The sequence below is a fragment of the Streptomyces sp. NBC_00005 genome (genome assembly GCF_045160215.1).
GTDB lineage: Bacteria > Actinomycetota > Actinomycetes > Streptomycetales > Streptomycetaceae > Streptomyces.
This window is the reverse complement of sequence record NZ_CP108316.1, coordinates 6,610,436-6,626,159: the sequence shown is the minus strand read 5'-3', so window position 1 is coordinate 6,626,159 and position 15,724 is coordinate 6,610,436. Positions and strand designations below refer to the sequence as shown.

17 protein-coding genes are annotated in these 15,724 nt (G+C 70.5%); 7 read left to right on the top strand and 10 right to left on the bottom strand.

What is annotated here, in order from left to right:
* Positions 1–37: 37 nt before the first annotated feature.
* The gene (locus tag OG303_RS30440) at positions 38–1,540 is read right to left on the bottom strand and encodes an RDD family protein (protein WP_405872338.1); all 1,503 of its coding nucleotides are present in this window, start codon (positions 1,538–1,540) and stop codon (positions 38–40) included.
* A gap of 241 nt (positions 1,541–1,781) precedes the next feature.
* Here OG303_RS30440 and OG303_RS30435 point away from each other — a divergent pair, with 241 nt between their 5' ends.
* Entirely contained in the window at positions 1,782–2,195 is a 414-nt protein-coding gene (locus OG303_RS30435) for an SsgA family sporulation/cell division regulator (RefSeq protein ID WP_405872336.1), read from the top strand.
* A gap of 73 nt (positions 2,196–2,268) precedes the next feature.
* On the opposite strand, the gene OG303_RS30430 is transcribed toward OG303_RS30435, so the two are convergent.
* Positions 2,269–3,684: an FAD-binding oxidoreductase gene (locus tag OG303_RS30430; RefSeq protein ID WP_405872335.1), complete on the bottom strand. Its 1,416-nt coding sequence runs from the start codon at positions 3,682–3,684 to the stop codon at positions 2,269–2,271.
* Positions 3,685–3,776: 92 nt separating this feature from the next.
* Between OG303_RS30430 and OG303_RS30425 the strand changes: the two genes are divergently transcribed.
* A complete protein-coding gene (locus OG303_RS30425; protein ID WP_405872334.1) occupies positions 3,777–5,246 on the top strand; it encodes a tetratricopeptide repeat protein in 1,470 nt (489 codons plus the stop codon).
* 1 nt (position 5,247) lies between these two features.
* Here OG303_RS30425 and nthA read toward each other — a convergent pair whose 3' ends face one another.
* From nthA to hppD, 5 genes are all read right to left on the bottom strand, one after another.
* Entirely contained in the window at positions 5,248–5,829 is a 582-nt protein-coding gene (gene nthA, locus OG303_RS30420; RefSeq protein WP_405872333.1) for a nitrile hydratase subunit alpha, read from the bottom strand.
* Positions 5,819–6,145: an SH3-like domain-containing protein gene (locus tag OG303_RS30415; protein ID WP_405872332.1), complete on the bottom strand. Its 327-nt coding sequence runs from the start codon at positions 6,143–6,145 to the stop codon at positions 5,819–5,821. Before OG303_RS30415 ends, nthA begins: the two co-directional genes overlap by 11 nt.
* Positions 6,138–6,419, bottom strand: a complete 282-nt coding sequence (locus OG303_RS30410; protein WP_405872330.1) for a hypothetical protein — start codon at positions 6,417–6,419, stop codon at positions 6,138–6,140. Before OG303_RS30410 ends, OG303_RS30415 begins: the two co-directional genes overlap by 8 nt.
* Before the next feature lie 21 nt (positions 6,420–6,440).
* On the bottom strand, positions 6,441–7,310 hold the full coding sequence (locus OG303_RS30405) for a Teichoic acid biosynthesis protein C (Precursor) (protein ID WP_405872329.1): 870 nt from the start codon (positions 7,308–7,310) through the stop codon (positions 6,441–6,443).
* Positions 7,311–7,423: 113 nt separating this feature from the next.
* Positions 7,424–8,569 (bottom strand): 4-hydroxyphenylpyruvate dioxygenase, encoded by a 1,146-nt coding sequence (hppD, locus tag OG303_RS30400; protein ID WP_405872328.1) that lies wholly within the window; start codon positions 8,567–8,569, stop codon positions 7,424–7,426.
* 126 nt (positions 8,570–8,695) lie between these two features.
* On the opposite strand from hppD, the gene OG303_RS30395 reads away from it, so the two are divergent.
* From OG303_RS30395 to OG303_RS30375, 5 genes are read left to right on the top strand one after another with little or no spacing between them, the layout of a single operon-like run.
* Positions 8,696–9,175, top strand: coding sequence for an Lrp/AsnC family transcriptional regulator (locus OG303_RS30395; protein ID WP_405872327.1), 480 nt, complete (start codon positions 8,696–8,698; stop codon positions 9,173–9,175).
* Positions 9,176–9,198: 23 nt separating this feature from the next.
* Positions 9,199–9,846, top strand: a complete 648-nt coding sequence (locus OG303_RS30390) for an ABC transporter permease (protein WP_405872326.1) — start codon at positions 9,199–9,201, stop codon at positions 9,844–9,846.
* Positions 9,839–11,080 carry a betaine/proline/choline family ABC transporter ATP-binding protein gene (locus tag OG303_RS30385; protein WP_405872325.1) on the top strand — a complete coding sequence of 414 codons (1,242 nt, stop codon included), beginning with the start codon at positions 9,839–9,841 and terminating at the stop codon, positions 11,078–11,080. The genes OG303_RS30390 and OG303_RS30385 overlap by 8 nt, the downstream gene beginning before the upstream one ends.
* Positions 11,077–11,937 carry an ABC transporter permease gene (locus OG303_RS30380; protein WP_405872324.1) on the top strand — a complete coding sequence of 287 codons (861 nt, stop codon included), beginning with the start codon at positions 11,077–11,079 and terminating at the stop codon, positions 11,935–11,937. The genes OG303_RS30385 and OG303_RS30380 overlap by 4 nt, the downstream gene beginning before the upstream one ends.
* Complete coding sequence (locus OG303_RS30375) at positions 11,934–12,899, top strand: glycine betaine ABC transporter substrate-binding protein (RefSeq protein ID WP_405872322.1); 966 nt, start codon at positions 11,934–11,936, stop codon at positions 12,897–12,899. The genes OG303_RS30380 and OG303_RS30375 overlap by 4 nt, the downstream gene beginning before the upstream one ends.
* Before the next feature lie 12 nt (positions 12,900–12,911).
* Here OG303_RS30375 and OG303_RS30370 read toward each other — a convergent pair whose 3' ends face one another.
* The 3 genes from OG303_RS30370 to OG303_RS30360 are packed head-to-tail and all read right to left on the bottom strand — an operon-like array spanning position 12,912 to position 15,652.
* Entirely contained in the window at positions 12,912–13,703 is a 792-nt protein-coding gene (locus OG303_RS30370; protein ID WP_405872321.1) for a PDZ domain-containing protein, read from the bottom strand.
* A 42-nt stretch (positions 13,704–13,745) separates the two neighbouring features.
* Positions 13,746–14,855, bottom strand: coding sequence for an o-succinylbenzoate synthase (menC, locus tag OG303_RS30365; protein WP_405872319.1), 1,110 nt, complete (start codon positions 14,853–14,855; stop codon positions 13,746–13,748).
* Positions 14,852–15,652: a chorismate synthase gene (locus OG303_RS30360; RefSeq protein ID WP_405872317.1), complete on the bottom strand. Its 801-nt coding sequence runs from the start codon at positions 15,650–15,652 to the stop codon at positions 14,852–14,854. The genes menC and OG303_RS30360 overlap by 4 nt, the downstream gene beginning before the upstream one ends.
* Positions 15,653–15,724 lie beyond the last annotated feature (72 nt).

Below are 15,724 nucleotides of genomic sequence, written 5' to 3'. Positions count from 1 at the left end.
GGAGTACCGATTCGACTGGTGCAGATGCCGTAGGCGCTCAGCCCGCGACGAACGTACGCGCGGCCTTGTCGTGCCAGCACTGATGCCACGGGCGGTCGAACAGGCACCACGCGACACCCACGACACCGACGACGAGCAGACCGGGCACGCTGTACACGAGCCAGCGGCGCAGTGCTCCGCCGAAGGACGGCGGCGCGCCCCCCTCGATGTCCCGCACCTCGAGACCGAACAGCTTCTTGCCCAGGGTGCGGCCCCACTTGGCGGTGGGCAGCGCCTCGTAGAGGACTCCGAAGACGAGCAGGACGGCCAGGATGATCCCCAGGTACACCGCCGTCGTGCCGTCCAGCAACCAGACGGTCACGGTCTCGCCGGAGAGCTTGGCCGCGTCGATCTTCTCGTTGACGTGGTCGAGCGCCTTGGTGCCCAGCGGTACGGCGGCCACGGCGGTGACGCCCGCGAGGACGACGGTGTCCAGCAGCCGGGCGGCCAGCCGCTTGCCCAGGCCCGCGGGGCGTGCCTCGGACTGACGCCGGGCGGCGGCCTGGAAGACGTCCTCGACGGGCGGCTTCCACGGGACGACGGGCTGCTCCTCGTCGGCGCCCGCGAGCCGGTGCACCTGCTGCGCCCAGGACGGCTGACCACCGCCGGGACCGCTGGTCACGGGGGTGGGAGACGGGACGGGGGGCTGCCCGACACCGGGCCGGCCGGCTACGGCGGGGTGGGCGCCGCCGGACTGCGGAGGGACCGTCGGGGAGGCCTGCTGGGGGCCGGAGAGCGCGGCCGGGGCGGGCGGAGTGGCGCCGCCCGGCTGCGCCGCGGCACGGTCGGCGGCCGCTTTGCCCGCGCCGAAGCCGGGCGCCCCCGTTGCCCCGCCCTGCGCCCCGCCCTGCTGACCCGCGCGCGGGGAGAGCGCGCGGAACGTCATGGTGCCCTCGTCGGCGATGGGGCCGCCGGGACCGGGGATGCCGGGAGTGGCCGGGCCCGGACCGGAGGGGGCGTTGCCGGCCGCCGCTCCCGGGGTGCCCGTCCCCCCGGGCTTCGTCGGCCTGCGGAAGACGAACGTGCCGCCGGAGACCACGTCGTCCGAGCCCGCGTCCGCCGGCGGGATCGTCGCCGTACCGTCCGTGCGGGAGGCGTGGCCGTCCGGCTGGGACGGGGGGTCTGCGGGGACGCGCGGGTCCGCGGTCTGCGGGGAGCCCCACGACACACGGCGGTCCTGGTCGCCGCCGAAGCCGGACTGGTGCGAGCGGTCGGCGCTCCAGGCGGACGCGGGTTCGGGACGGCTGCCGTGCTGGGCCTCGGCCGGGGACACCTGCGGCTGGGGATCCTCGTCGAAGAAGTGCGGTCCCGTTTCCTCGACTGGAGCAGGGCTCGAGCCGGACGGCGGGGCGAGCGGCTCGCCGGCCGTCGGCGCCGGACGGCTGGTGCCCGGAACCCAGGCCGCACCGTTCCAGTACCGGACATATCCAGGAATGGACGGGTCCGGGTAGTACCCGTCGCGGGGCGTGTTCTCACCGGGGGCCGGGGTTGGGGCGCTCATGTCCGTCGTCCCGTATCTGCTCGGGGGTGAATATGGGGGCCTCCACATCTATCAGACCGGCGCAACCCCCACCGACAGTCCCGACAGTCCCGCCCCTTTCCGGGCAACGCCGTGCACCTACTTCACATGTTCAGAAAAAAAATCTCCGAACCCGCGTAATGGTCGCGCTCCCCTGCCCTCTCCACGTGTACGGGCCCAACGCCGGGCCCCGCACACCTGCCCGAGAGAGGAACCGCACGACATGCACTACACCGTGGTGGAACGCGAACTGGAGCTCAAGCTGATCCTGTCGCCGGAGCGCAGTGTCCCGGTCCCGGCCAGGCTGAGCTATCACACCGACGACCCGTACGCCGTCCACGTCACCTTCCACATCAACTCCGAGAACCCCGTGTACTGGACGTTCTCCCGCGACCTCCTGGTGGAGGGGGTGTTCCGGCCGTGCGGGCACGGGGACGTGCGGGTGTGGCCGAGCAAGTCGTCGGGCCGCAGCGTCGTCCTGATGGCGCTGAGTTCACCCGACGGTGACGCGCTCCTTGAGGCACCGGCCGCCCAGGTGTCCGCCTGGCTGGAGCGGACGCTGCGGGTGGTGCCCCCGGGGACTGAGGGCGAGCAGCTGGGGATCGACGACGCGCTGGACCAGCTGCTCGCCCAGTGACCGCATCGGACCCGGTGGCCCCATCGGGCCCGGCGACCCCATCAGGACCGGACCGGATCCCGGCAGGACCGGATCAGAAGAGCTTGCCGGGATTCAGGATGCCCAGCGGGTCGAAGACCTGCTTGACCGCCCGCTGCATCTCCACCCCCACCGGGCCGATCTCGCGCGCCAGCCACTCCTTCTTCAGGACCCCGACGCCGTGCTCGCCGGTGATCGTGCCGCCGAGTTCCAGGCCGAGGGCCATGATCTCGTCGAAGGACTCGCGGGCGCGCCGGGACTCGTCGGGGTCGGCCGCGTCGAAGCAGACCGTCGGATGGGTGTTGCCGTCGCCCGCGTGCGCGACAACGCCGATGGTGAGCCGGTACTTCTCGGCGATCCGCTCGGTCCCTTCGAGCATCTCGCCGAGCCTGGACCTCGGCACGCACACGTCGTCGATCATGGTGGTGCCGCGCACGGCTTCGAGTGCGGTGAGCGACAACCGCCGGGCCTGGAGCAGGAGTTCGGACTCGGCGAAGTCGTCGGCGGGGACGACCTGGGTGGCGCCCGCCGCCTCGCACAGCGCGCCGACGGCGGCGAGGTCGGCGGCCGGGTCGGGGGTGTCGAAGGCCGCCAGGAGCAGGGCCTCCGTGGTCTCCGGGAGGTCCATGTGGGCCAGGTCGTTGACCGCCTTGACCGTCGTACGGTCCATGAGTTCGAGCAGCGACGGGACGTGGCCGCCCGCCATGATCCGGCACACCGCGTCGCAGGCGGCGGCGCCGGACGCGAACTCTGCCGCCAGCACGAGCTGCTGCGGCGGCTGCGGCCTGAGCGCCAGGATCGCCCGTACGACGATGCCGAGCGAGCCCTCGGAGCCGACCAAGAGGCGGGTGAGGTCGTAACCTGCGACGCCCTTGGCCGTACGGCGGCCGGTGGACATGAGCCGACCGTCGGCGAGCACCACTTCGAGGCCGAGCACGTACTCGGCCGTGACCCCGTACTTCACACAGCACAGGCCGCCCGAGGCCGTCCCGATGTTGCCTCCGATCGTGCACATCTCCCAGCTGGACGGGTCCGGCGGGTAGTACAGACCGTGTTCGCCGACCGCGCGGGACAGGGCCGCGTTGATGACGCCCGGCTCGACCACGGCGATGCGGTCGACGGGATTGATCTCGAGGATCCGGTCCATCTTCGTCAGGGACAGCACGATGCAGCCGTCGGAGGCGTTGGCGCCGCCCGACAGGCCCGTGCGGGCGCCCTGCGGGACGACCGGGACGCGTAGCTCGGTGGCGATGCGCATGACGTGCTGGACCTGCTCGACCGTGCGCGGCAGCACGACCACCGCCGGGGCACCGGCCGGACAGAAGCTCGCCATGTCGTTGGCGTAGGAGGCCGTGACGTCCGGGTCGGTCAGGACGGCCTCGGCGGGCAGACCGCCCAGCAGACGGTCGACGAGGTTGCCGTTCACTGCTGTGTCCTCATCACGACGCGCTTCGATACGGCTCATGATCACAGCGTCGCACCCGGGGCCATCGGTGTGAACCCCGTCTACGGCACCGGACGTATGTCGCGATGAGCTCGTCGTATTGACGCACAGTGATCGCCATGGAGAAGCAAGCGGAGGCTGGCGGGCGGGCACGCGGGTTCACCAGGAGCCGGCGGGTGCTGATCGCCGCCGTCGCGGGGTGTGCGGTGCTCGGCGGGGCCCTGGCCCTGTGGCCCTGGGAGCGGCCGAGCGCGCCCCGGCCGGTCACGCCGGCACCGGGAGCGCAGGCGCTCACGGCGGTCACCGCGGGGGTGCCGGCCGCGCTGCCCGACCTGGCGACGCTGATCGGTGAGCGGGAGGCCCTGCTGAAGGCGCACCCCAAGGACGCGCAGTCGTGGGCGGTGCTCGGGGCGGCCTATGTGGAGCAGGGGCGGCGCACGGCGGACGCGACGAACTATCCGCGGGCCGAGAAGGCGCTGCGGACCTCGCTGAACGTGCGGGCCAAGAAGAACGCCGCCGCGCTGGACGGCATGGCCGCGCTGGCGAACGCCCGCCGGGACTTCCGGGCGGCACGGACCTGGGGCGAGGCGGCGCTGAAGCTCGAACCGAAGCGGTGGACGACGTATCCGCTGCTGCTCGACGCCTACACCGGGCTCGGCGACTACAAGGCGACCAAGCGGACGCTGGACCGGCTGCTGGAGCTGCGCCACGGGCCGGCCGTGAAGGCGCGGGCCGCAGCCGTCTACCGCGACCGGGGCTGGCGCGAGGACGCGGCGGCCGCCCTGTCCGACGCGGCGGCGGCAGCGGAGAGCGCGCCGGCCGAGCGGGCCGCGTGGCTGGAGCGGGCCGGGCAGCTGGCCTGGGAGCGCGGGGACCTGGACGAGGCGCTGAGGCGTTTCCAGGAGGCGGTGCGTCTCGACCCCGACCAGCGGGCCGCGCAGGCCGGGCAGGGGCGGACGCTGGCGGCCATGGGGCGCACGACGGAGGCGCTGAACGCGTACCGGGTGGCGCTCGACAAGCAGCCGCGCCCTCAATACGCCCTCGAACTGGGCGAGTTGTACGAGTCGCTGGGTCTTGGGCAGGCGGCCCGGGTGGAGTACGACCTGCTGCGGACCCGGGTGTGGGACGAGGCGGCGGGCGGGGTGGACGGCGATCTGGTGCTCGGTGTCTTCGAGGCGGATCACGGGGATCCGGCGTCGGCCGTGCGCCGGCTGCGCGCCGAGTGGCAGCGGCAGCCGGGGATCCCGGTGGCCGACGCGCTGGGCTGGGCGCTGCACCGGGCGGGGCAGGACAAGGAGGCGCTGAAGTTCGCCGCGGTGGCGACGGACCAGGCGCACGGGGGCGGCGTCCGCAGTGCGCTGTACGCGTACCACCGGGGCATGATCGAGCAGGAGTCGGGCCTGAGCGGGCCCGCGCGGCGGCATCTGCAGGAGGCGTTGCGGATCAATCCGTACTTCTCGCCGCTCGCGGTGCCGTTGGCGAAGCAGGCGCTGGCCGCGCTGGGTGAAGTGCCGGACGAGCCGCTGCCCACGGGTACCCCGGGTACCGAGGACGAAGCCGACAACAAGGCTCACCAGCACACGCGTTGAGTCACACCGCGGCGGTTCCGATCAGCGCGTTGCGGGTGACGAGGGCCGACAACTGCTCCTCCCCCAGGCCGTCCGTGCCCTCCGGGCGGCGCGGCAGCACCATGTACCGCGTCTCGGCGCTGGAGTCCCACACCGTGATCTCCGTCGTAGACGGCAACTCCAGCCCGAACTCCGCGAGTACGGCCCGGGGTTCGCGGACCACGCGGGAGCGGTAGGCCTCGGACTTGTACCAGCTCGGGGACGGGCCGAGGAGGCGCAGGGGATAGCAGGAGCAGAGGGTGCAGACGATGACGTTGTGCGTGGCGGCCGTGTTCTCGACGACCCTCAGACGCTGGTACGAGCCCTCCATGCAGCCCAGTTCGCGTACGGCCGCGGTACCGTCCGCCAGCAGCCGCGCCCTGAACTCCGCGTCGGTCCAGGCACGGGCGACGACCCGCGCGCCGTTCGCGGGCGAGGCACCGGTGAGGGACGCGTCGATGATCTCGTCCAGCCGGGCGCCCGAGACCACGCCCTTCTCCTCCAGCAGGGTTTCGAGGCGTCGTACCCGCTGTGCGATCGTCGCGTCGGAGTGGTCACCGCTCATGAGAGGCCGCACCTCCTGCATCCTCTTCGGACTCTTCCAAGTAGCTTTCCCACAGGTCCAGTACGACATGGTGGTCGCCCTCGCCCCACAGGTCACGGGCCGCGAACCGGACCGCGTAGATCTGCTCGACCGGCGCGTCCGGGCGGCCCTGCGCACTGACGTCGGCCAGTTCCGCCCGCCCCTCCGGCTCGACCACGACGCCCCGCTTGCCGCGTGCGTACCGCGGCAGGCGGGTGTGGTGCGGCGGGTCGTGGCGGAAGGTGCGCACGGTCGTGCCGGGCGGGAAGCGGTCGGCCGTCGAGCCGCGGTCAGTCATCGAGCTCACCCGGCTCGATCACGCCCTTGCGTTCCAGCAGGACACAGATCGCCCGGAACCAGCGCTCGTAGTACGACGTCGACAGGTACTCCGTCGGCGGCATCGACTCGATCGCGTCCCGGAACTCGTTCGTGTTGAAGATCCCTTGCGCGCGCAGGGCGTTGAAGAGCCCGAGGACCCGCGCCTCCCAGTCCGCGTGGAAGGGCTCGGCGTCCTCGGTGGTGTCGATGGCGCCGAAGCCCTCCGTGCCGCCCACGTCGTTGATCCTGGCCATGCGGCCAGCGTACGACTCCCGCTACGCCTTCCCGTCGTCCTTGACGAAGATCGAGAAGCGGCGTGCGCTCAGCTCCCCCGAGGCGAAGCCGAGGTACACCTTCGGATCCGAACCGCCGCGCACGGCGACGCCCTCCGGCTCGCGGTAGGTCAGCGAGTAGCCGGCCTCGGTGCGCTCCTGCTGGAGCAGCTTGCCGGTGGTGATGTCGAGGCTGGACGCGTAGGCGTTGCCGCGCTTGGCGAACGGGTTGGTCGTCGTGTTGTAGGCCGTGCCCGCGAGCTGGTAGATGACGTCGCCGCGCAGGGCGTATCCCTGGAAGGGGACCTTCGCGTCGGGGTGGGCGCCCACCTGGGCGACGTCCGCGATCGGGTTGTCGTAGTCGCGGGCCGTGAAGGCGTCCAGGTCCCAGACGCGGTAGCGGGGCTTGTTGGCCTTGTCGCGGTAGCGGACGGCGATGCGCTTGGAGGCCATGCAGACCGACGGCTGGTTGTTCGTGGAGTCCGCTATGGGCTTGCGTATCTTGACGTCCGCGCCGGTGCGCGTGGCCCCGTTCGCGAAGTGGAACCGGGCCACACCCTGCCCGTAGCCGTTCTCGGCGTCGGCCTCGGTCCAGATCCAGGTGCTGCCGTCCTTGGCGTCGTGCTGTATGCCCATGCTGACGCCGTGGCCGAAGCCCTTCAGGTACATGTGGCCCAGCGACTTGCCCGTGTAGTCGAGCTTGTTGAGGCACAGGTCGCCGTCCGCGTGACCGGTGGCGGTGACCTGCAGGACGTACAGATGCTTGTTCGGCTCGTCGAAGGCGAACGACTGCAGGACCGTCGGCTCCCGCAGCGTGCTCTTCTGCCACAGCCACCGGTCCGACGGAGCGGTGAGGTTGATGTGGGTGGTCACTCTCTCCCCCGAGTCCTGTGGGCACCCCTTCGGCACCCGCAGGACTTGAGAGTGTCAACCTGCGTTCATCGGTTGCAAGTTCATCGATCAACAATTCTGTGAATTTGTGGAACTCACAGGTTTCCGCGCTTCTCCTGCTCCCGCTCGATCGCCTCGAACAGGGCCTTGAAGTTGCCCTTGCCGAAGCCCATGGAGCCGTGCCGCTCGATGATCTCGAAGAAGACGGTCGGGCGGTCCTGGACCGGCTTGGTGAAGATCTGCAGCAGGTAGCCGTCCTCGTCGCGGTCGGCGAGGATCTTCAGTTCGCGCAGGGTGTCGACGGGGACGCGGGTGTCGCCGACCCACTCGCCGAGGGTGTCGTAGTACGAGTCCGGGGTGTTGAGGAACTCCACGCCGGCCGCGCGCATCGTCCGTACCGTCTGCACGATGTCGTTCGTGTTGAGCGCGATGTGCTGGACGCCGGCGCCGCCGTAGAACTCCAGGTACTCGTCGATCTGGGACTTCTTCTTGGCTACGGCGGGCTCGTTGATCGGGAACTTGACCTTGAGCGTGCCGTCGGCCACGACCTTCGACATCAGCGCGCTGTACTCGGTGGCGATGTCGTCGCCCACGAACTCCTTCATGTTCGTGAAGCCCATGACCTTGTTGTAGAAGCCGACCCATTCGTTCATCCGGCCGAGCTCTACGTTGCCGACACAGTGGTCGACGGCCTGGAAGGTGCGGTGGGCGGGCGGTTCGACCATGGGGGCGGTGGCGACGAAGCCGGGGAGGTAGGGGCCGTCGTAGCCGGAGCGGTCGACCAGGGTGTGGCGGGTCTCGCCGTAGGTGGCGATCGCGGCGAGGACGACGGTGCCGTGCTCGTCCTTCAGCTCGTACGGCTCGGCGACCGAGCGGGCGCCGTGCTCGATGGCGTAGGCGTACGCGCGGCGGGCGTCCGGGACCTCGATGGCGAGGTCGACGACGCCGTCGCCGTGCTCCGCCACGTGCCGGGCGAGGAAGTGGCCCCAGGTGGTGGAGGGCTTGATGACGGAGGTCAGGACGAAGCGGGCGGAGCCGTTCTCCAGGACGTACGACGCGGTCTCGCGGCTGCCGTTCTCCGGTCCGGAGTAGGCCACGAGCCGCATGCCGAAGGCGGTGGAGTAGTAGTGCGCCGCCTGCTTGGCGTTGCCCACGGCGAAGACGACCGCGTCCATTCCCTTGACCGGGAAGGGGTCGGCCTGCCGGGCGGTGTCGGGAGTGTGGTGTGTGGTCTGCGTCATGGCGGCAGCCTCGTCCCCACCGGCAAGGTGCGCAATAGTTTGCGTTTTGGGTGGGCAATCTGTTCAGTTGTAGGCCCGTATTCACGGGCTTTCTGTACAGGATGACCACCCCACCGGGAGGCTGCTGTGGCGATCGACCAGCTGGACGGCCGGATCATCGTGCTGCTGGCCCGGGAGCCGCGCATCGGGGTGCTGGAGATGTCGCGGCGACTGGGGGTCGCGCGCGGGACGGTGCAGGCGCGGCTCGACCGGCTTCAGTCGAACGGAGTCATCCGCGGGTTCGGTCCGCAGGTCGACCCCGCGGCCCTCGGCTACCCGGTCACCGCCTTCGCCACCTTGCAGATCCGGCAGGGCCAAGGGCCCGACGTCCGGGCGCACTTGGCGACCGTGCCCGAGGTGCTGGAGCTGCACACGACCACCGGCAGCGGGGACATGCTGTGCCGGCTGGTGGCCCGCTCCAACGCGGATCTCCAGCGGGTGATCGACCGGGTTGTCGGTTTTGATGGCATTGTCCGGGCCGCCACCGCGATCGTGATGGAGAACCCCGTTCCGCTGCGGATCATCCCGCTGGTGGAACAGGCGGCGGAAGACCCGGAGAGGACCTGACCGACGCCTGGGGGTGACCGCGCGTGAACTTCTGGGAGTACGTGAGAACCCGGCACCAACAGCTGCTCACGGACGCCTATCAGCACGCGAGCGTCGTCTTCCAGTGCATGGTCGTGGCGACCGCGATCGGCGTCCTGGTCGGGATCGCCGCCTACCGGAGCGAGTGGGGCGGGAACCTCGCGACGACGACCACCTCGACCATCCTGACCATTCCCTCGCTCGCCATGATCGGTCTGCTCATCCCGATGGTGGGCCTGGGCGTGCCGCCCACGGTGATCGCGCTGACGCTGTACGGGCTACTGCCGGTCGTGCGCAACGCGATCGTCGGGCTGCGCGGCGTCGACCCCGCGCTGGTGGACGCGGCACGGGGCATCGGGATGTCCCGGTTCATGCGGCTGCTGCGGGTCGAGCTGCCGCTGGCCTGGCCGCCGATCCTGACCGGGATCCGCGTCTCGACGCAGATGCTGATGGGCATCGCCGCGATCGCCGCGTACGCCTCCGGGCCCGGCCTCGGCAACGAGATCTTCCGCGGCATCGGCTCGCTGGGCAGCAAGAACGCCCTCAACCAGGTCCTCGCGGGCACGCTGGGGATCATCGTGCTGGCGCTGCTGTTCGACGCCGCGTACGTCCTGATCGGACGGCTGACCATTTCGAGGGGGATCCGTGCCTGATGAGGCTTCCACCACCGGGGCGACCATCGAGCTGGACAACCTCACCAAGCTCTACCCGGGCAACCCCACCCCCGCCGTCGACAACGTCAACATGGAGATCAAGGCGGGCGAGCTCGTCATCTTCGTCGGCCCCTCCGGCTGCGGAAAGTCCACGACGCTCAAGATGATCAACCGGCTGATCGAACCGACCGGCGGCCGCATCCGCATCGGCGGCGAGGACGTCACCGACATGGACCCGGTGAAGCTGCGCCGCAGGGTCGGGTACGCCATCCAGTCCGCCGGTCTCTTCCCGCACATGACGGTCGCCCAGAACATCGCCCTCGTACCGAAGATGGTCGGCTGGCCGAAGGCCCGCATCAAGGCACGGGTCGAGGAACTGCTCGACCTCGTCGGCCTCGACCCGGGCGAGTTCCACGACCGCTATCCGCGCCAGCTCTCCGGCGGCCAGCAGCAACGCGTGGGTGTGGCACGGGCGTTGGCCGCCGATCCGCCCGTACTGCTGATGGACGAGCCGTTCGGCGCGGTCGACCCGATCACCCGCGACCATCTCCAGGACGAGCTGATCCGGCTCCAGCACGAGCTGCACAAGACGATCGTGTTCGTCACGCACGACTTCGACGAGGCGATCAAGCTCGGCGACCGCATCGCCGTCCTGCGCGAACGCTCGCACATCGCGCAGTTCGACACCCCGGAGGCCATCCTCACCAATCCGGCGGACGACTTCGTGTCCGGGTTCGTGGGCGCGGGGGCCGCCCTGAAGCGGCTGAACCTCACCCGCGTACGGGACGTCGAGATCACCGACTACCCGACCGTCACCCTCGACGACCCGCTCCAGGACATCTTCAACCGGCTCCGGAGCAGCGGGACCAACGAGATCCTGCTGCTCGACAGGCGCAGGCGGCCCTACAAGTGGCTCAGGCGCGGCGACCTCATGCGCGCCCGCGGCTCGCTCGCCCGCGCGGGCACGCTGGTGCACGACACGGTGACCCGGGACGCGACCCTGCGGGACGCGCTGGAGGCCGTACTGACCGACAACTCGGGGCGGGTCGCGGTCACCGGGCGGCGCGGCGAGTACGAGGGCGTCGTCGACATGGAGACGCTCATGAACTCCGTGCACGAGCTCCTTGAGGCCGACCGGTTCGAGGCGATGGAGCACCAGCACGAGCTGCAGGAGCTGCGGGCCGCCCAGACGCACGCCGAGCAGGAGGGCGCGGGAGGGGGCCAGAAGGCGTGACGACCACTCCGGAGCGGCAACGGCCCGAGGGCGAGCACGAGGTCAAGGGGCTCGCCTTCCGGGACGAGGGCGAGGCCGAGCAGGAGGCGCCGCCGCCCCCGGCCCCGCGGCAGCCCGGGCGCCGGGTCACCTGGCAGAAGCTGACCTTCCTGCCCGCCGTGCTCATCGCCGTGCTGCTCGCGACCTGGCTGTGGTTCCGGCAGGCCGACCTGGACCCGATCTCCGAGAACGCCCTGTCGAACGGCCAGGTCTCCAAGGCCTTGTGGCAACAGATCGAACTGGTCGTGATCTCCACCTTCTTCGTGCTGATCATCGCGATCCCGCTGGGCATCCTGCTCACCCGCAAGGCGTTCCGGAAGGCGACCCCGGTGGCGATGGCGTTCGCCAACATGGGCCAGGCGACCCCGGCGATCGGCCTGCTGGCGCTGCTGGTGATCTGGCTCGGCACCGGAATGAGGGCCGCCCTGATCGGCATCACCGTCTACGCCGTCCTGCCGGTGCTGTCGAACACCATCGCCGGCCTGAAGGCCAACGACCCGACCCTGCTGGAGGCGGCCCGTGGCATCGGCATGTCCTCGCTGGGGGTGCTGGGAAAGGTCGAACTCCCGCTGGCCGTCCCGCTGATCCTCGCGGGCGTGCGTACGGCGCTGGTCCTGAACGTCGGCACGGCGACCCTGGCCACCTTCGGCGGGGGCGGCGGCCTGGGCGTACTGATCACGACCGGCATCACCACCCAGCGGATGCCGGTGCTGATGCTGGGCTCGATCCTCACGGTCGTCCTGGCGCTCCTGGTGGACTGGCTGGCCTCACTGACCGAACTCCTGCTGCGGCCACGGGGACTGCAGGTGGCGACATGAGGCGGCGTCCGTGTGTGCTGCTGGCCTCGGTCATGGTGGCCGCGTCCGGGTGCGGTCTGCAGAGCGGTTCGCCCATGGTCGACGCCGTGAAGCCCGGCTCGATCGGCCAGGGCGATCCCCTGGAGGGCGCCCATCTGACGGTCACCTCCAAGGAGTTCACCGAGCAGCTCATCCTCGGCGCCATCATGGGCATCGCCTTCCAGGCGGCCGGCGCGGACGTCCTCGACCGCACCGGCATCCAGGGCTCGATCGGCGCCCGCGAGGCGGTCAAGTCCGGTGACGCGGACGGTATGTACGAGTACACGGGCACCGCCTGGATCACCTATCAGGGCAACAGCAAGCCGATCCCCGACCCGGACGAGCAGTGGCAGGCGGTGCGGGACGCGGACCTGAAGAACGGGATCACGTGGCTGGCGCCGTCGTCGCTCAACAACACGTACGCGCTGGCCATGAACCAGGCCAACTTCGAGAAGTACCGCACCAGGACGCTGTCGGACGTGGCCGCGCTGGCCAGGAAGGACCCGGGCGCGGTGACCTTGTGCGTGGAGAGCGAGTTCGCCAACCGGGCGGACGGGCTGCCGGGCATGGCGAAGGCGTACGGGATGAGCGTGCCGGCGAAGAACGTCACGCAGATGGACACCGGGATCATCTACACCCAGGTGAAGAAGGGGAGTTGCACCTACGGCGAGGTGTTCACCACCGACGGGCGCATCAAGTCGATGAACCTGGTGGTGATGGAGGACGACAAGAAGTTCTTCCCCAACTACAACGTGGCGCCGGAGATCAACACCAAGGCGCTGAAGAAGTGGCCGGCGATCGCGAAGGTCCTCGACCCGGTCACCAGGAAGCTGAACAACAACGTGGCGCAGACGCTCAACGCGCGGGTCGACGTGGACGGGGAGGACCCGCACCAGGTCGCGCTGGACTGGATGAAGGCGGAGGGCTTCGTGAAGAAGGACTGAACCGCCCGGAGTTCAGCAGCTGGGCACGGAACCCTTGCCGCTCTCCAGGGAGTTGAGGGCGTTCACCGCGCCCTTGAGTGTGGTCACCGGAACCAGCCGCAGCCCCTTCGGCAGCTCGGACTTGGCATCCGAGCACTCGGCCTTCGGCACCAGGAAGACGGTCGCCCCGTCCCGGCGCGCGGCCTGCGTCTTCAGCGCGACGCCGCCGACGGCGCCCACCGTCCCGTCGTCGTCGATGGTCCCCGTACCGGCGATCTTGCGGCCGCCCGTGAGGTCGCCGCCGCTGCCGTTCCCGTCCAGCTTGTCGATGATGCCGAGGGTGAACAGGAGCCCGGCGCTCGGACCGCCGACGTCGGCGAGCTTCAGCGAGACCTTGACCTTGTCGTCGCTGAGGTGCAGATAGTCCAGCGCGGCCTGGGTCGCCGCGTCCTGGGACTCCTTCATCTGCGCGGTGTTGTGCCGCTCGATCTCCTTGGTGGACTGGCCGCTCGGATAGACCGAGTCGTGCGGCATGACGGCCCGGTCGGTGTCGAACCAGGCACTGATCACATCGCCGAGGGAGACATGCGTGTCCGGGTTGGTCGCCTCGATCGTCGTCATCCGCAGCTGCCCGCTCGTGTCCCGGGTCCTGGCACCCGAGATCGTGATCACCGGGGTGCCCTGGTTGTCCCCGAGCACGTTCGCCGTCATACCGGGCTGCGCGAGCGAGAACGGCAGTGGCGCGAAGACCGCGGTGGCGATCAACGCCACGACGGGCAGGGCGCAGACGGCGAGGGTCTGGGGGCGTGTGAGGCGTGAGAGCACGGGATCAATCTAACGCGAGGGTGACTTCCGGCCAGGCGCCGGTCAGCTCACGTACAAGTCTCGCCGTTCCCTCGTGAAGCGACGAAGTGCGTCCGGCAGTGGTTCCGTGCCGATGCCGGGGGTGGTCGGGACGGCCAGGTGACCGTCCTGCAGGACGAAGGGCTCGGTGATGTCCTCGGCGAAGTAGCGGGCGGAGGCCGAGGTGTCGCCGGGGAGGGTGAAGCCCGGGAGGGCGGCCAGGGCGAGGTTCGGGGCGCGGCCGATTCCCGTCTCCAGCATGCCGCCGCACCACACCGGCACCCCGTGCGCGTGCGCCACGTCGTGGATGCGGCGGGCCTCCAGGTAGCCGCCCACGCGCGCGGGCTTCACGTTGACGACCCGGCACGCGTCCATGGCGATCGCGGAGGCGGTGTCACGGGCGCTGTGGAGGGACTCGTCCAGGCAGACGGACGTCGACAGCCGGCTCTGCAACCGGGCGTGGCCGTGCAGGTTGTTCTCCTCCAGCGGCTCCTCGATCAGCAGCAGCCCGAAGTCGTCCAGGCGCCGCAGGTGCTCGGCGTCCGCGAGCGTGTACGCCGTGTTGGCGTCGACCTGGAGGGGGAGGGCGTCTGAGAAGCGTTCACGTACCGCCCGTACCGGCTCGACGTCCCAGCCCGGCTCGATCTTCAGCTTGATGCGGACGTAGCCCTCGGCGAGGTAGTGCTCGACGTCGTCCAGCAGGTCGCGGACGGATTCCTTGATGCCGACCGACACCCCCGCCGGGACGCGGTCGCGCACCGCGCCCAGGTAGGTCGCCAAGGACATCCCGTACGAGCGCAGCTCCGCGTCCAGGACCGCCGTCTCCAGGGCCGCCTTCGCCAGCTCGTGGCCCTTGATCTTCGCGACGGCGGGGGCCACGCCGGCCGTGGTGAGCTCGGGCAGGGCCGCCACGCGCGGCAGCAGGAAGTCGCGCAGCACGATCTCCGCGCCGGCCACGAACTCCGAGCAGTACAGCGGCTCGGGGTCGGCGGCGAACTCCGACCAGCCCTCGGCGGCGTCCGTGACGACGTGCAGCAGGAAGGTGTCCTTCGTCGTCATCGTGCCGAAGGAGGTGCGGAAGGGGGTGACGAGAGGGATCGCGACGTGGACGATCTCGACGCGTTCGAGCTTCATACGGCTGCCTCCGGGATGGGGGTCCCCCCGCTCGAGCGCAACCGAGCGTGGGGGAGGGTGAGCGTGTACCAGCCGTCGCGGGACATCCCCGTGGCCGTGAAGCCCTGCGCGAAGGCCTCCGCGAACACCTCGCGCACGGCGTACCGCCAGCGCAGGGCGAGGACGGGATCGGCGCCGCGCAGCTTGACGACGTCGTCCGGGACGCGGCACCAGACGTGCCGGTCGGCGAGGTCGCGGCGGGCGAGGGGATCTCCGTCGGGCGCCTTGTGCGTGGCGGGCGCGGCCTCGCGGTCACCGGTCTCGTACGACGGAGCCGGCGCCGTGAGGTCCCACGTCACCGTCAGCCGGTCGCTCTCGTCGCCGTCGTTCACGCCGTCCGCCATGGGGCCGTAGAAGTCGACGAGGTACTCGGTGCCGGCGGCGCCCAGCTTGGCCAGGTTGAAGCGGGCGTTGCGGCCGACCAGCGGGTCAAAGGTCCAGCGCATGGTGCGGGCGCCGCGCTCCAGGGCCCAGGCGCGCTGGGCCTGCTTCACGGCGTACCCGAGCCCCTGGTCGGCCGCGGCCACCAGCGAGTACGTGTCCCCGGGCGGACCGAGCACGGCGACGGACGCCCCGGCCAGCCGCGCCCCGTCGTACGCGGCGTGCACCGCGCCGCCCGCGTGGACCAGGCTGTGCAGCACCTCGGCCGGGTAGGGCGGGGCGCTGCGCGGGGTCTGCCACACGTCGCTGAAGTAGTCGGTGACGGCGGCGAGGCCGGCGACGTCGTGGACGGTGCGGATGCTCACTCCGGTCGTCATGGTTCGAGTCTCGGAGGCGCCACGCCTTCCCGGGTTGTGCGCTCGTACAACCATTGCGTACGTTCGTTTCGA

Excerpts from the sequence above, each read along its gene's own strand:
- OG303_RS30440 (WP_405872338.1), bottom strand. The coding sequence starts at position 1,540 with ATGAGCGCCCCAACCCCGGCCCCCGGTGAGAACACGCCCCGCGACGGG.
- OG303_RS30435 (WP_405872336.1), top strand. The coding sequence starts at position 1,782 with ATGCACTACACCGTGGTGGAACGCGAACTGGAGCTCAAGCTGATCCTG.
- OG303_RS30425 (WP_405872334.1), top strand. The coding sequence starts at position 3,777 with ATGGAGAAGCAAGCGGAGGCTGGCGGGCGGGCACGCGGGTTCACCAGG.
- nthA (WP_405872333.1), bottom strand. The coding sequence starts at position 5,829 with ATGAGCGGTGACCACTCCGACGCGACGATCGCACAGCGGGTACGACGC.
- OG303_RS30415 (WP_405872332.1), bottom strand. The coding sequence starts at position 6,145 with ATGACTGACCGCGGCTCGACGGCCGACCGCTTCCCGCCCGGCACGACC.
- OG303_RS30410 (WP_405872330.1), bottom strand. The coding sequence starts at position 6,419 with ATGGCCAGGATCAACGACGTGGGCGGCACGGAGGGCTTCGGCGCCATC.
- hppD (WP_405872328.1), bottom strand. The coding sequence starts at position 8,569 with ATGACGCAGACCACACACCACACTCCCGACACCGCCCGGCAGGCCGAC.
- OG303_RS30375 (WP_405872322.1), top strand. The coding sequence starts at position 11,934 with ATGAGGCGGCGTCCGTGTGTGCTGCTGGCCTCGGTCATGGTGGCCGCG.
- menC (WP_405872319.1), bottom strand. The coding sequence starts at position 14,855 with ATGAAGCTCGAACGCGTCGAGATCGTCCACGTCGCGATCCCTCTCGTC.
- OG303_RS30360 (WP_405872317.1), bottom strand. The coding sequence starts at position 15,652 with ATGACGACCGGAGTGAGCATCCGCACCGTCCACGACGTCGCCGGCCTC.